The organism is Enterococcus sp. DIV0175, from assembly GCF_050529075.1.
GTDB lineage: Bacteria > Bacillota > Bacilli > Lactobacillales > Enterococcaceae > Enterococcus_B > Enterococcus_B thailandicus.
Map to the genome: position 1 here is coordinate 1,146,396 of NZ_CP172880.1, position 15,857 is coordinate 1,162,252.

At 37.2% G+C, this 15,857-nt stretch carries 13 protein-coding genes; all 13 read left to right on the plus strand.

Translation table 11 applies throughout. The features are described 5' to 3' along the window. The first annotated feature begins 86 nt into the window (after positions 1 to 86). The 13 genes from gatC (at position 87) to IGJ76_RS05530 (ending at position 14,902) form a co-directional block, all read left to right on the plus strand. Positions 87 to 392, plus strand: a complete 306-nt coding sequence (gatC, locus tag IGJ76_RS05470) for an Asp-tRNA(Asn)/Glu-tRNA(Gln) amidotransferase subunit GatC (RefSeq protein WP_067484390.1) — start codon at positions 87 to 89, stop codon at positions 390 to 392. Beyond that, positions 392 to 1,864, plus strand: a complete 1,473-nt coding sequence (gatA, locus tag IGJ76_RS05475; RefSeq protein WP_067484393.1) for an Asp-tRNA(Asn)/Glu-tRNA(Gln) amidotransferase subunit GatA — start codon at positions 392 to 394, stop codon at positions 1,862 to 1,864. The genes gatC and gatA overlap by 1 nt, the downstream gene beginning before the upstream one ends. Next, the gene (gene gatB, locus IGJ76_RS05480) at positions 1,861 to 3,291 is read left to right on the plus strand and encodes an Asp-tRNA(Asn)/Glu-tRNA(Gln) amidotransferase subunit GatB (RefSeq protein WP_067484397.1); all 1,431 of its coding nucleotides are present in this window, start codon (positions 1,861 to 1,863) and stop codon (positions 3,289 to 3,291) included. The genes gatA and gatB overlap by 4 nt, the downstream gene beginning before the upstream one ends. 10 nt (positions 3,292 to 3,301) lie before the next feature. Then, entirely contained in the window at positions 3,302 to 4,345 is a 1,044-nt protein-coding gene (locus IGJ76_RS05485) for a diacylglycerol kinase (protein ID WP_067484400.1), read from the plus strand. A 117-nt stretch (positions 4,346 to 4,462) separates the two neighbouring features. Beyond that, a complete protein-coding gene (gene rlmD / locus IGJ76_RS05490; protein WP_071868475.1) occupies positions 4,463 to 5,836 on the plus strand; it encodes a 23S rRNA (uracil(1939)-C(5))-methyltransferase RlmD in 1,374 nt (457 codons plus the stop codon). Between the two features lie 380 nt (positions 5,837 to 6,216). After that, on the plus strand, positions 6,217 to 7,077 hold the full coding sequence (locus IGJ76_RS05495; protein ID WP_071868474.1) for a hypothetical protein: 861 nt from the start codon (positions 6,217 to 6,219) through the stop codon (positions 7,075 to 7,077). Beyond that, on the plus strand, positions 7,070 to 8,566 hold the full coding sequence (locus IGJ76_RS05500; protein ID WP_071868473.1) for a hypothetical protein: 1,497 nt from the start codon (positions 7,070 to 7,072) through the stop codon (positions 8,564 to 8,566). Before IGJ76_RS05495 ends, IGJ76_RS05500 begins: the two co-directional genes overlap by 8 nt. A gap of 310 nt (positions 8,567 to 8,876) precedes the next feature. Beyond that, on the plus strand, positions 8,877 to 9,182 hold the full coding sequence (locus IGJ76_RS05505; protein WP_071868472.1) for a PTS sugar transporter subunit IIB: 306 nt from the start codon (positions 8,877 to 8,879) through the stop codon (positions 9,180 to 9,182). Between the two features lie 3 nt (positions 9,183 to 9,185). Beyond that, a complete protein-coding gene (locus IGJ76_RS05510) occupies positions 9,186 to 10,457 on the plus strand; it encodes a PTS sugar transporter subunit IIC (protein ID WP_211276009.1) in 1,272 nt (423 codons plus the stop codon). 40 nt (positions 10,458 to 10,497) lie between these two features. After that, positions 10,498 to 10,839 (plus strand): PTS lactose/cellobiose transporter subunit IIA, encoded by a 342-nt coding sequence (locus IGJ76_RS05515; protein WP_071868470.1) that lies wholly within the window; start codon positions 10,498 to 10,500, stop codon positions 10,837 to 10,839. Between the two features lie 24 nt (positions 10,840 to 10,863). Beyond that, positions 10,864 to 12,324, plus strand: a complete 1,461-nt coding sequence (locus IGJ76_RS05520; RefSeq protein WP_095803556.1) for a glycoside hydrolase family 1 protein — start codon at positions 10,864 to 10,866, stop codon at positions 12,322 to 12,324. A gap of 54 nt (positions 12,325 to 12,378) precedes the next feature. Next, a complete protein-coding gene (locus IGJ76_RS05525) occupies positions 12,379 to 14,274 on the plus strand; it encodes a BglG family transcription antiterminator (protein WP_430596803.1) in 1,896 nt (631 codons plus the stop codon). Next, positions 14,267 to 14,902, plus strand: coding sequence for a YczE/YyaS/YitT family protein (locus tag IGJ76_RS05530; protein ID WP_071868467.1), 636 nt, complete (start codon positions 14,267 to 14,269; stop codon positions 14,900 to 14,902). Before IGJ76_RS05525 ends, IGJ76_RS05530 begins: the two co-directional genes overlap by 8 nt. Positions 14,903 to 15,857 lie beyond the last annotated feature (955 nt).

Consider the following 15,857-nt stretch of genomic DNA (forward strand, 5'->3'; position numbering starts at 1 on the left):
AATTTCAATAAATAATTTCAGTGCTTCCACACTTGTGGTAAAATAGAGAGCAAAGTTTTTAACTCGTTTAAGAAAGAAGGGGTAGTATGGCGATTAGTGAAGAACAAGTCAAACACGTTGCCAAATTAGCAAAACTTGCGTTTGATGAAAAAGAGCTTGCAAGTTTTACAGACCAATTAGGTAAAATCATTGATATGGTGGAAATGCTTGAAGAAGTAGATACAGAAGGTGTTCCATTCACATCAAACGTGGTTGAAACAGTGAATGTAATGCGTCAAGACCGTGCACAAGCAGGTTGGAGTCGCGATGAGTTATTAAAAAATGTGCCAGAATCTGAAGATGGTTTTATTAAGGTACCCGCAATTATTGATAATGGGGAGGCAGGCGCGTAATGACAGAATTATACAACCGTTCATTAGAAGAATTGCATGGGATGCTTGTTTCTAAAGAAATCACTGCACAAGATCTAATGAGAGCAACATTTGAACGTATTAAAGAAACAGAACCAGAAATCGAAGCGTTTATTACATTAAATGAAGAAAAAGCACTTGAATTAGCAAAAGCATTAGATGAAAAAGGAATTGATGAAAACAATGTGTTAGCAGGTATTCCAATTGGGATCAAAGACAACATTGTAACAAAAGATTTGTTGACAACAGCGGCATCAAAAATCCTTTATAATTTTGACCCAATCTATGATGCAACAGTTATGGATAAAGTCTATCAAGCAGATATGATTCCTGTAGGTAAACTAAACATGGATGAATTTGCTATGGGCGGAAGTACAGAAACTTCTTACTTCAAGAAAACAAAAAATGCTTGGGATCATTCTAAAGTTCCTGGTGGTTCATCAGGTGGCTCCGCTGCAGCAGTTGCTGCTGGACAAATTCCTGTCTCTCTTGGAAGCGACACAGGTGGAAGTATTCGTCAACCGGCTGCATTTAATGGAATCGTTGGAATGAAACCAACTTATGGACGTGTTTCACGTTTTGGGTTGATTGCATTTGCTTCTTCATTAGATCAAATCGGACCAATGACAAGAACGGTTAAAGACAATGCATTAGCATTAACAGCAATCAGCGGATATGACGAAAAAGACGGAACATCATCAGGTGTTTCTGTACCTAACTTTGCTGAAGGCTTGACTGGTGACATCAAAGGAATGAAAATTGCTTTGCCAACAGAATATCTTGGTGAAGGTGTGGCACCTGGAGTCAAAGAAGCAGTATTGAAAGCGGCAGAAACATTCCGTTCATTAGGTGCAACGGTCGAAGAAGTTAGCTTGCCACATTCAAAATATGGTGTAGCAGTTTACTATATCATCGCTTCATCTGAAGCAAGTTCAAACTTGCAACGCTTCGATGGTATTCGCTTTGGCTATCGTTCTGAAAATGTGAAAAATTTGGAAGATGTGTATGTTAACTCACGTTCGGAAGGTTTTGGTGACGAAGTAAAACGTCGGATTATGCTAGGAACATTCTCATTGAGTGCAGGATATTATGATGCTTACTTCAAGAAAGCTGGCCAAGTGAGAACATTAATCAAACAAGACTTCGAAAAAGTTTTTGCTGATTATGACCTAATCATTGGACCATCTTCACCAACTGTAGCATTTGGCATCGGCGAAAATATCAACGATCCAATTACGATGTATATGAGTGATATTTTAACAATTCCAGTGAACTTAGCAGGACTTCCTGGTATGTCAATTCCAGCTGGACTTTCAGAAGGTCTTCCTGTTGGGTTACAACTAATCGGTAATTATTTTGAAGAAAAAACAATGTATCAAGCAGCGTATGCTTTTGAACAAGCGACAGAATTTCATAAGCAACAACCTGCTATTCTAGGGGGGCAAGGCGAATGAACTTCGAAACAGTCATTGGACTTGAGGTCCACGTTGAATTAAAAACAAATTCTAAAATTTTCTCACCAGCGCCTGCACATTTTGGAGCAGAACCTAACAGCAATACAAACGTGATTGACTGGGGTTACCCTGGTGTGTTACCAGTAATGAACAAAGCGGCTTTAGAGTTTGGGATGAAGGCAGCTTTAGCATTGAATTGCGAAATCTCAAAAGATACACATTTCGACCGCAAAAACTACTTCTATCCTGATAATCCAAAAGCTTACCAAATCTCACAATTTGACCAACCAATCGGTCACGATGGTTGGATTGAGATTGAAGTTGAAGGACAAAAGAAAAAAATTAGAATCGAACGTGTTCATTTAGAAGAAGATGCTGGGAAAAACATGCACGGTATCGGTGGCTATTCATACGTTGACTTAAACCGTCAAGGCACACCGCTAATCGAAATCGTTTCAGAAGCAGATATGCGTTCACCAGAAGAAGCATATGCTTATCTTGAAGCATTGCGTTCAATCATCCAGTTCACTGAAGTTAGTGATGTGAAAATGGAAGAAGGTTCTATGCGTTGTGATGCCAATATTTCTTTACGTCCTTATGGTCAAGAAGAATTTGGAACAAAAGCAGAACTAAAAAACTTGAACTCACTTTCATTTGTTAAAAAAGGACTTGCTTTTGAGGAAAAACGTCAAGCAAAAGTTTTACTTTCTGGTGGCGAAATCCAACAAGAAACTCGTCGTTTTGATGAAACAACAAATAAAACAATTTTGATGCGTGTCAAAGAGGGATCAAGTGATTATCGTTACTTCCCAGAACCAGATATTCCAAAATTTGTGATTGATGATGAGTGGATTCAACGTGTCAAAGCAACGTTACCAGAATTACCAGCATCACGTCGCCAACGTTATATCAATGATTTCGGATTGCCTGAGTATGATGCAATGGTCTTAACGTTAACGAAAGAAATGTCTGACTTCTTTGAGGCGACATTAGAAAACGGTGCAGATGCAAAACAAGCTTCTAACTGGTTGATGGGTGAAGTTTCTGCCTACTTAAATAGTGAAAAACTAGAATTAGCAGAAACACAATTAACACCAGAGAACTTGGCAGGAATGATCCGTTTGATTGCGGACGGAACAATCAGTTCAAAAATTGCGAAAAAAGTGTTCCGTGAGTTAATCGCAAAAGGTGGCGATGCACAAGGAGTCGTTGAAGCCAATGGCTGGATCCAACTATCTGATCCAAGTCAATTACTGCCAATTATCAATGAGATTTTAGATAATAACGAACAATCTGTTGAAGACTTTAAAAACGGAAAGGATCGTGCAGTCGGCTTCTTAGTAGGACAAATCATGAAAGCAACAAAAGGACAAGCAAATCCAGGTGTTGTGAATAAACTACTAAAAGATGAATTGACGAAACGTTAAGAGGAAAATCATGAAAAAAGCACGTGTCATTTATAATCCAACTTCAGGTAAAGAATTGCTGAAAAAAAACCTCGCTGATATTCTTCAAGCACTAGAAGACGCAGGTTATGAAGCAAGTGCTTATGCAACAACTCCCGAAGAAGACTCTGCGAAAAATGAAGCAACGAGAGTCGGAAAATTAGGCTTTGACTTGGTTGTAGCAGCAGGCGGAGATGGAACGATCAATGAAGTTGTTAATGGAATCGCACCTTTGAAGAAACGACCTAAAATGGCGATTATCCCGGCTGGAACAACGAATGATTATGCACGAGCACTAAAAATTCCTCGTGACAATATCAAGGCAGCTGCCGAAGTCATCAAAAAAAATCAGACGGTTAAAATGGATATTGGTCATGCCGAAAACAGTTACTTCATCAATATAGCAGCAGGTGGCTACTTAACGGAATTAACTTATGAAGTGCCATCTGAATTGAAAAGTATTTTTGGTTACTTAGCCTATCTCGCAAAGGGAGCAGAAATGTTGCCTCGAGTGAAACCAATCAAAATGCGTTTGAAGTATGATGAAGGAGAATATATTGGAAATGCGTCCATGTTTTTCTTAGGGCTAACGAATTCAGTAGGTGGCTTTGAGCAAATTGCTCCGGATGCAAAGCTTGACGATGGAAAATTTTCATTGATTATCGTCAAGACAGCCAATATTTTTGAAATTTTACACATTGCAGCGCTGATGTTGAATGGCGGACGTCATGTCGAAGATCATCGTGTGATTTATACAAAGACAAGCGAATTGTATGTTGAAACCGAAGATGATACAAATCGTCCAGTGATGATCAATTTAGATGGTGAATATGGTGGCGATGCACCGATGCACTTCTCTAATTTACATCAACATATTGAATTTTTTGCGAATACGGATAAGATTCCTGATGCCGCTATCACGGGTGTAGAGGAAGAAGAATTCGAAGAAGTTGGTAAGGAATTTGTAAAAGAAGTCGAACGATTAACAGACGAAGATATTGACGGTGACGGCAAGATCGCTGACGAGGAAAAATAGACAGACAACCGGTACTGATACTAGGAACCTAGGTCAGTGCCGGTTTTAGTTGTTGTGAAAAACAATGATTTATAGTAGAGTCAGAACTAGACAAGTAAGAAGTTAAAGGAGTAAATAATGAGCGAACAAACAGTGAAAAAAAATGAACGTTATACCGTAAAAATTATTGATTTAAGCTATGAAGGAATGGGTGTAGCTAAAATTGACGGCTACCCATTGTTTATTGAAAATGCGTTACCCGGAGAAGAAGTTGAAGTTCTTGTTTTAAAGGCAGGAAATAAATTTGGCTATGCAAAAGTAGAAAACTGGTTAACGACTTCACCAGATCGTCAACCTGTTGAAGACAAAACATTGATTCGTACAGGAATCGCTCCACTTGCACACTTAAGTTATGAAAAACAATTAGTGTTCAAACAACACCAAGTTGAAAATGTGATGGAAAAAATTGCGAAGCTACCGGAAGTGCCTGTTCTACCAGTAGTGGGAATGGCTTCACCAGTTGCTTACCGAAATAAAGCACAGATTCCTGTTCGTAAAATCGATGGTCATTTGGCTACTGGTTTTTATAAGAAAAACAGCCATGATTTAGTTTCCATTACAGATTTTTACATTCAAGATCCAGAAATCGATAAAGCAATCGTTGTTGTGCGTGATATCTTAGAACGTTTCCAAGTTCGTGCGTATAACGAAGCCAAAAACGAAGGACAAATTCGTCATATCGTCATTCGTCGTGGACATTATTCACATGAAATGATGGTTGTTTTAGTTACTCGTAAAGAAAAATTCTTCAAAGCAAAAGAAATTGCTAAAGTCATTCATGAAGAATTACCAGAAGTTGTTTCTGTCATTCAAAATATCAATGAAGAGAAAACAAATGTCATCTTTGGTAAAAAAGAAGTTGTTTTATTTGGAAAAGATTACATTGAGGATCAACTATTAGGTAAGACCTTCCGAATTTCTGCTAAGTCTTTCTATCAAGTGAATACACAGCAAGCAGAATATCTTTACCAAACAGCAATTGATTTTGCGAACTTAACCAAAGAAGATGTTGTAATCGATGCATATTCAGGAATCGGCACTATTGGCTTATCCTTAGCTGATCGTGTCGCTGAAGTCTATGGAATGGAAATCATTCCTGAAGCGATTGAAGATGCACAGTTTAACGCATTAACTAATAAAATCGAAAATGCACATTATGAAGTGGGCAAAGCTGAAAAGGCAATGAAAAAATGGCAAGATAAAGGTATCAAACCATCTGTCATCATGGTTGACCCGCCACGTAAAGGATTAGACGGCAGTTTCATTGAGTCAGCAATCGAAATGAACCCTTCTCGAATTGTCTATATTTCATGTAATCCAGCAACCTTTGCGCGCGATGCAAAATTGTTTGCCGAAGCAGGCTATGAAACAACAAAAGTGCAACCTGTTGATCTATTCCCGCAAACACATCATGTGGAATTGGTTGCCTTACTTACTCGTACAGAAAAATAATACTGATATCAAGGGTAGAGAAGTAATAGCTGGAAATAGCTAGATACAGCGAAATTTTGAATATTTGAGGGAGTTGAGATTTTTGAGTCTTGGCTCTCTTTTTTGTTTGTGGGAACATATCAGCTGGTTATTTGGGAGAGTTTGGTAAGTAAATCAGAGGAATGTAATCAAACAAGACAGAACTATTGTGGATCAGGTAATTTAATAGCATCAAGTTTAGATCTGGAAATGAAATAAAGGTAAAAAGCAAAGAGCATTCTTTTAAATAAGATTACTTTTTTTGGTTAACAGTTGCAAAATGGGTCATATCAACGTTTTAGCTATTATTTTACAAATAAAAATAGTACAATTATAAGATAGATAGCCTAGGAGAAGAAGACATGCTTAATGCAAAACTTAGAAAAAATGCAATTGATAACTATAATACAGCAACTAAACGTTATGAGAAGATAGCAATTACTTTAAGTGACAGCACAAACACTCTTTATGAAGAGCGTAAAAAAGCAGTGAAATTAGTAAAATTAGTTGAAGAACGTATTAATCAATTAGCGAATACACCAAAGGAATTTAAGGTTACTTTACAAAAAATAGAAATCGAAATAGAAAACTTCAAAATTAAACAAAATGAAATTAAAAAAGCAGAAGTGGAGGCGAAGGTTGCAGCTGGAAGTACAGGGACTGGTGTGACATTGAGTGCACTTGGATTGGCTGTTGCTACGATGGGGCCCACTGCTGCAATGGGGATAGCTACTACATTTGGGCTTGCATCAACTGGAACAGCAATTTCAACTTTGTCAGGTGCAGCTGCAACTAATGCTGCTTTAGCTTGGCTTGGTGGTGGGGCACTTGCAGCAGGTGGTGGAGGCATGAGTGCAGGAGGAGCATTACTTGCTTTAGCAGGTCCAGTGGGTTGGACGATTGCTGGTGTCATGCTTGTGGGCTCGGTTGGGTCAGGACTATTTACAAGCCATAAAAATAAAGAAATAGCTGATAAAGTACTTGCAGAAAGAGAAAATTTAGAAAAAATAATTAGAAATTTTACTAGGATGAATATCGAAGTTAAAGCACTGATTGGGACAACCCGTACTCAAATTAAAGGAGTATCAAAAGCATATATAGCATTAGATGGGAATGATTATTGTTTATTTTCGAAAGATGAAAAAATGCAGGCAGGTCTGCTTGTGAATTCTACCTTAACCTTGGCTCAAATTATTAATAAGGAGCTTAAATTAGATGCTTAGTGAACAAACTCTTGATAATAATGTAGAACAAGGTATTGGATCATATGTTGACTACCTTAACAATATTAGACTTTCGGATTTATTAAATTCATTGGATGCACTCCTTTCGAATGAAACAGATAAACTATCAGATTTAGCTTCTAGGTCAGCTAATGCGTTATCAAATCTAGATTTAGCAAAATTAGAAATTGAAAATCTTATAACTATTAATCGTGGTGGAAAAACGGGAGTACATGGGTTTATAGCTGAATTTGCTGAAACAGGGATTAGAAATGCACGAGCTGTTTTTGAAGGAATGCAAAAGAGTGTGGTATTACTGAATAATAATGGACCGGCGGATATTTTACTTCAAGGTAAAGAAGTTCAAATGAAATTTTATGCGAACATCCTAGAAGAAATTAAACAAGCTTCTCATTATGATGAAATGAGTATGATGTTTCCAAAGGATCATGTAGAAGTCATTGAAAAAATCATGAGTGGAGCTAAGATAGTTGATTATCAAGGAAGTACATTATCAATTTCTAAAATCAACAATATTAGAAAATCGATTGAAGATGAAAGTACATTGCGTGGTGTTCCATATGATGAGTGGTTAAAACCATCTTTGCTGAGATATCAAGATGTCCAAAAAAGGACAATTGACCAAACTTTTTGTGGGGAAGTCAATGACATCAACAAGCAAACAGCTCAGCAGCAAACTGCTATTAAAAAGGAAGCAGACCATGATAAATTAGTTGCTTATCAAAAGGCACAACCAACTTTCAGTGAGGCATCAAAAGTTGCTAGAATTGGCTCAGTAGTTCAAGGTGGATTGAATCTAGGAGTCTTTATTTATAAAAAGCATCGGGATGGAAAAGAAGTCTGGAATTTTGATTCTGACGACTGGAAACAGTGTGGAGCTAGTGCTGCGAAAGGAGCTGCAAAAGGTGGTATTTCTGGGTACACTATTTATGGATTAACGAATGTCTGCCATTTAGCTGCGCCAAGTGCGGGAGCAATTACATCTGGAATATTTGGATTGAGTAGCACAATAGTGAAGTATCGAAGAGGTGATATAGATACTGATGGATTTATTGACTTAGTAATTTTAAATGCTATTGATGCAACTGGAGCAGCAATCGGTGCAGCGATTGGCCAAATGATTATTCCTATTCCTGTTGTTGGTGCTTTAGTAGGTTCTATTGTTTCTACTACAGCACTAAGTTTAGGAAAAGTAGTTCTCAATAAACATGAAATTGAGGTCATCAATAGTTATCAGGAAAAAATCAATGAATATGTTACTAAGTTAGATATAGAATACCAAATAAAATTAGATGAACTTATGAACGAATATCTTAAACTTGGGGAACTTCAAAAATATTCATTCGACTTTGCTATTAATGTACAGTTGCGTTTTGCTTCTTCTGTTAATATGGCAAGACTGTCAGGCGTGACAGAGGAAGATATTCTCAAAAACGAAAGTGAGATTGATGATTATTTTATACGCTGATTTATTCCCGCAAACACATCATGTGGAATTGGTTGCCTTACTTACTCGTACAGAAAAATAATACTGATATCAAGGGATTCCTTGGATTACACGGAACTTTATAAAAGAAGGTAAACATACTTTTTTATAAATGTTCTGTGTTTTTTTAGTTGATACGCAATACTAGAGATGAAGCGCTGAGCTAGAGAGTTCAGCGCTTTTATGTTAGATGATACTTCGCTTTTCCCATCTGTAGGAAAAAAGTAAGTTTGTAGAAGAAGGATTATTTTTCCTATAATGAGCATGTAAATAAATGAAAGTGGTGAAGAAAATGAAAAATATTTTGTTAATTTGTGGTTCAGGAGCATCAAGCGGGTTTATGGCCGCAGCGATTAGAAAAGCGGCTAAAAAAAGAAAACTTGAATTCTCAGTCAAAGCGGCTAGTGAATCGCAATTGGACGATCGCATTGATGCAATTGACTACTTACTTATTGGTCCGCATCTGTCTTATATGTTAAATGATCTTCAAGAACAGACAAAAGATAAAAATGTTAAAGCAACAATCATTCCACAAGCAGTTTACGGCACATTGAATGGAGAGAAAGCATTAGATTTAATTTTAAAATTGGAGGAATAGATGATGGATAAAATTATGAACTTTATGACAAATTCTTTTGCGCCAAAAGTGAATAAGGTAGTAAAAAATCCCTGGATTTCAGCCATCCAAGATTCAATTATGATCGCTTTGCCGCTAGTTTTTGTTGGTTCGTTAGTGACGGTCATTTCTTTGCTAAAAAATATTTTCAGCGGAATGCCTGATTTCTCCATGATCAGTAATTTTTCATTTGGAATGTATGCGTTAATCGTGGCGTTCCTGATTCCTTATTATCTGATGGAGAAAAAAGGGTACGGTGGCCAAAAATTAATTTCTGGTGCAGCTTCGCTCGTGCTGTTTATGATGTTGCTGTTTCCTACTATTACGGCTGATGGTGAGGCAGTCTTCATTCTCTCTCGTTTCGGCGCTACTGGAATGTTTCTTTCGATGACTACGGGGCTGTTTGTCGCTTCCGTTATGAATTTTGCGGTTAAATATTCATTTTTTGATGAAGACACACCGATTCCCGACTTTGTTGTTGGCTGGTTCAACAGCTTGTTACCCATCACATTTGTGTTGCTTGTTGGCTGGTTAATCACTTTCCAATTACAAATCGACTTCTTTGATGTGGTTCTATTGGTCTTCAGTCCGTTAGCTAATATCGTTCAATCTTATCCTGGTTTCGTGCTATCCGTCTTCATTCCAGTGTTTTTATATACGTTTGGGATTTCCGGATGGGTAATGATGCCTGTCATTTATCCAGTTTATATGTCAGGATTGGCAGCCAATGCTGAAGCGGTGGCAAATGGTGGTCAAGCATTGAACATTGCTACACAAGAAACTTGTTACGCTTTTTCTTCAATGGGTGGGGTTGGAACAACGTTGGCTTTATCGGTCATGATGTTGTTATTAAGTAAGTCGGCGCAGCTTAAAGCAATCGGCAAAGCGGTCATTATTCCATCTATTTTTAATATTAATGAACCTTTGGTCTTTGGTGCACCAATCGCTTTCAATCCGTATCTGATGGTACCAATGTGGATCAACAGTATTATTGTTCCCACCATCGCTTATGTCACGATGTCGTTAGGATTGGTCAATGTTCCATCAAGTACCTTCTTATTATGGTATATGCCTTATCCAATTACTTCTTATTTAGCGACACAGGACTGGCGAGCCATTGTCGTTTGTGTTCTAATCTTCGTGATTACTTGGCTGATCTTTTTACCATTTTTCAAAGCCTACGACAATTCATTGGTAAAAAAAGAAGCTCAAGAAGCTTTGGAAGAGGCGGAAGCAGAAATCGAAGCGGCACACTAAAATACATTTTATATCAAAAGAAATTAGCAGGAGGTCACTTATGAAAGAGACAACATTTTTAGAGGAAAACGATCAATTGAATCAATTATCCATGAACATTTTAGTTCATGCCGGCAATGCAAGGGATCATTTAGTTCATTCATTAGAAAGCTTAGAGTCAATGGATTTTGAAACAGCTAAAATAGAAGTGAAAGCGGCACGTAAAGAAGTTGTGGTCGCACATGGATTACAAACAGATACATTACAGTTAGAAGCATCGGGTGAACAGATTCGCTATTCAACATTATTTTGTCATGCGCAAGATACCTTGATGACTGCGCAAAGCGAGATTTTGATTGGTGAGCATTTAGTTCGGTTGTTTGAAAACTTTAGTCAAAAATAGCAGAGAAAATGAAACGACACAATAATGCAAGGAGGAATTTCATTGGAAAAATATCAAATGCCTAGGGATTTTTTATGGGGTGGAGCCATTGCGGCCAATCAAGCAGAAGGTGGCTATAAATTGGATGGGAAAGGAATCAGTTTAGCTGACCTACACAAATATTATCCAGATAAAAGTAATGCTGAAATTGCCGAAGAACAGCACAAAGGAATGTCTATAGCCGATATCAAAGCGAATTTGGCTGATACTACTGGTTATTATCCAAAACGAAAGGGAATTGACTTTTACCATACGTATGAATCAGACTTAGAATTACTTAGTGAAATGGGATTTAAAACTTTCCGAACATCGATTGATTGGACACGGATTTTTCCAACTGGTGAGGAAGAGGAGCCGAATGAAGAGGGATTAGCATATTATGATCGCTTGATTGATAAAATTATCGAATTAGGAATGGAACCGATTATCACGATTTTACACTATGAAACACCCGTAGAAATTACGTTGAAATATGGTGGCTGGAACAATCGTAAAGTGATTGATTTATTTGTCAAATATGGGAAGGTTGTTTTAGAACGCTATCAAGCAAAAGTGAAGTATTGGATCGTAATCAACCAAGTCAATTTGATTCAATTCGAACCTTTCAATTCAACGGCAATTCCTTATGATACGGTAGATAATTATGAAGAAGCAAGTTTCCAAGCTGTTCATCATCAGTTTGTCGCCAGTGCGAAATTAGCTGCCTATGCAAAAATGATTAATCCTGCTATGATGATTGGGACAATGATGGCAGATTGTACAGCCTATCCATATTCTTGTGATCCTGATGATGTGAATTTGGCTTTGCGCCGTAATCGGATGCAGTATTTCTATACAGATGTTCAATTTCAAGGTGAATATCCGCAATATGCATTGAACTATTTTGCGGAAAACGACATTCATTTAGTTATTTCGGATGAGGATAGACAATTACTGAAAGAACATCCAATGGATTATCTTGCGCTTTCTTATTACTATTCACAAATGGTTGATGCTTCTAAAAACACGATGAGTCCGTCATCTGTAACACCGAATCCTAATTTGAAAGTCAATCCATGGGGGTGGGCTGTTGATCCGCAAGGGCTGTATAATTCTTTATCGCAATACTGGGATCGCTATCATAAGTCGATCATCATTGCTGAAAATGGGTTTGGTATGTACGACCAATTAGAAGATGGGCAAATCCATGATGATTATCGTATTTCTTATCTATCAGAACATATTGCTCAGATGAAACGTGCGATGTATGATGGAGCGGACGTCATTGCGTATTGTGCCTGGGGGCCAATTGATATTATCAGCTGTTCATCAGCTCAAATGGAAAAACGTTATGGGTTTATCTACGTCGATTTGGATAACGAAGGACGAGGATCTGGACAACGAATTAAAAAGGACAGCTTCGACTGGTATAAACAGGTGATTGCTTCAAACGGTGAAATTTTATAGATAATTGAAAAGCTGGTCCTTATGATCAGCTTTTCTTTGAGTGGGGGGATAAAATTGCTGACTAAAAAAGAAAAAGAGTTGCTTGATTATTTGGAGAAGAAAAACCATTGGACAACCTCGGATGAATTAGCTGGTTACAGCAATTGTACGACACGAACAATTCGTAATCGTGTTGCCAAGATCAATCAAAATAATCCGGATCTCATTTTGACTAGCCATTTAGGCTATCAGCTGAATTCGGAAGTCAGGATAAAGAATGAGGGGACCGAAGACCGAAAATCTCGAATCTTTTTAGAGTTATTGAAGCATTCGTCTGAAGGAGTCAACTTTTACGAGTTGGCAGAAGCACTTTTTGTTTCCGAGTCAACATTGAAAAACGACATTCAACAGTTGAAGAAAGAAATTACCAATGATGCAATCAAAATCGTCTTTGAACAAGAATATATCAAACTAACTGGCCCTGAGAGAGCCAAACGGCGTTACCTGATTTCACTACTATATAATGAAAGTGACTTGCAGGAGAAGCTAAAAATCAGCATTCAGCAAATGATTGGTTATCTTTCGCTGGAAAAGCTACAGCAAACGATTCAAGAAGTATTATCTGAGCACAGTATTCAGATTAATCAATATTCACTCAATAATATCGTCCTGCACTTTGCCATCAGTATGGAACGAATTCGTCAAGGGCACAACTTAAAGAAACGGTTGAATAATGAGCGCTTGCAAAAAAGCCAAGAATTTTTTATAGCTAAAGAAATCAGTGATAAATTAGCACAACAATATGATAGCCACTTTTCCTATGCTGAGCTGGAGCAATTATCCTTATTATTTATTGGCATGCAAAATGAAACGTTGACAAAACAAGAAAATCAGCAACTTTCTAGTTTTGTTGACCCAAAAATCATTGTCGCTTTGCAGGATGTTTTAGCAGAGGTAGAGCGAACCTACCTTGTCGAATTACAGAATGAAGAATTTTTCAATAAGCTGGCAATCCATTTACAAAGTCTCTACTATCGTTCTCATTACGAAACATTTACGCGCAATAGTAGCCTGCTAGATTTGAAAACGGCCTATCCATTGATTTATGATTTAGCTGTTTATATTTCTTCTTTGATTCAAGAACGGTTAGATATTTGGTTTAATGATGATGAGATTTCCTTCATTGCTTTACATATCGGGTCTTTTCTTGAAACGCAAAAACATATTCAGGCACAAGTGATGATTCGGCTGATTGTTAATGACTATCATGATATCAGCACTAATTTGAGCAAGCAAATTGAAGAATACTTTGGGGAACTTGTGACTATTGTAGTGATAGAAAAATGGCAGGCAACGACTAATGACTGCGACTTACTGTTGACGACCGACCGTAAGACAGCTTCTGAATATCCAGGTTCTGTGTTTATTCATCCATTTTTGACTAATAAAGATATTAAAAAAATAGAAAAGCGGATTGATTCATTAAAATCACAGCGTGAAAAGCAAAAAATGTATCAGGCAATCGAACGATTTATTTTACCGGAACTATATTTTAATCAGATTGATCCAGCTGGACTAATGCCAATTGAACTCCGCAGACAAATGAATCAGCGAATGGTGCAAGCTGGTCTTGTTGATGAGAACTTTTCCGAACGGGTAGAAAAACGTGAGCGTATGTCACCAACGAGTTTTCCTTCTGGTATTGCTGTGCCACATTCGGTTGAGTTAGAGGCGATAAAAAGTGGTGTTGCGATAATGACTTTGCAAGAATCGCTAATTTGGGCGAACCATTCTATCAAGTTAGTCGCTTATATCGCAATCAATAAAGATGAAGCAAATGATTTCAATGAGTTCTTTGAAAAATTTATTGAGATTGTTTCAGAGCCTGTCAACACCAAGCAGTTAAGTATGAGCGAAGATTTTGACGAATTTATTTTACGGTTAAAAACGATGGTTGATGCAGATGAGTAAAAACTTTTTACGTCGCTTATTCTTGGTGATTCTTGGTACGGTTTTAATGGGCGTCGGAATTGGAATCATTGTTAATGCAAATCAAGGTTTTGACTCAGTGAGTACGTTGATCTTAGGCTTGATGAACCATTCGTCGATTTCCTTTGGTCGATGGAGCCAAATCATCAGCCTATTGTTTCTGATGGTTACCTTCTTTTATAAGCGTAGTATGTTAGGAATGGGCAGTATCATCAATACTTTATTAGTAGGTGAAACAATCAGTTGGACAGCTCCAATCATTCAGGCTGTCGCTTTTCTTGCTAATAATAGGTTTGCTTCTTTGCTAGGATTTTGTGTGATGGCTTTAGGAACTGCTATTTATTTATCAGGTGGGTTAGGTTCAGGGCCTCTGGAAGGGCTGATGTTTTGTATCTGTGATTTCTTCCGCCTATCGCTGCAAAAAGGTCGGATATTACTGGATTTGATTATTGTTGTTATTGGTGTTTTTCTGGGGAGTTCTTTTGGAATAGGTACGTTTTTCGCTATTTTTCTATTAGGACCAATGATTCAAATCTGCCTGTCGATTTTGAAATACGGCAATATAAAAAATGAATTGTATCGTGAAAAAAGAAAAAAATTATCAGAATAGTAAGAAGTTTTTTCGAAGAATGCATTGATTAGAATGCGTTCTTTTTTTATACAGATAGTATTGAATGATAAATTATTGGTACTTAGAGGTATGGTTCAAGTCTTACAAATAAAGAACTTGAAGCAAAAGTCCTTGGCAAGATATTGGTGAACAGGTGAGCAACCGAACTTAAAATCTAGTCATAAAGAAAACATAAACGTTAAGGGTGAAAAATAGAAAATGGCTAGCTCCTATACTTTATGCTGAGGACTGGTTGATATGGATTAAAATTGCGAGTGATATATGTGTAGCAGAGCACAGGTATAAAGAATAGGAACGTTGCTTACAAGAATTTTCATCAACAAGATTTTTTGATAGAAGTAGGAAAGGTGACGACAGTTTATCAATACCCTCACCTTTTATCTGTCGTTAAACTTATCGAGTAGGTAAAACAGATTTATTACTGGTGTTATAGGAGGTATTTTTAAATCTGACTCCATACATCTAGATTTAATAGCACAGTCTGTTCCTGATTATATGAATAGTTTTAGAGCTATAAATGTGGTGGAACAAGTACTACGATTATTAGTCAAAAACGAAAAAATTCACCGGCTGGGCAGGGAACAACTTGACTATCGGAACGACCGCATTGTTTTCTACATCTATGAATGAAAAGTATAGAGAGTAAAGTAAGTAGCAGTCACTCTATTAAATAACAACAGTTAGCATGTGTTTTGCTTTTATATAAGAGTTTTTTAGTGTTATAATAAAAATAAGGAAAGGAGATGCGTTTTTATTTTTATTTTTTATTGATAAAAATGATGGATATATGCTAAGTCGAAGGTGCTTCATTTCTAGTTGGGAATAATAGGTAAAATCATGTTTATCTATCCATTCTCTATCCAGATTCTTCGTCAAACATCAAATGGAAAAGTGCGTGAAACAGAGGTCTGATAATCAATTCGAATTTTGTTGG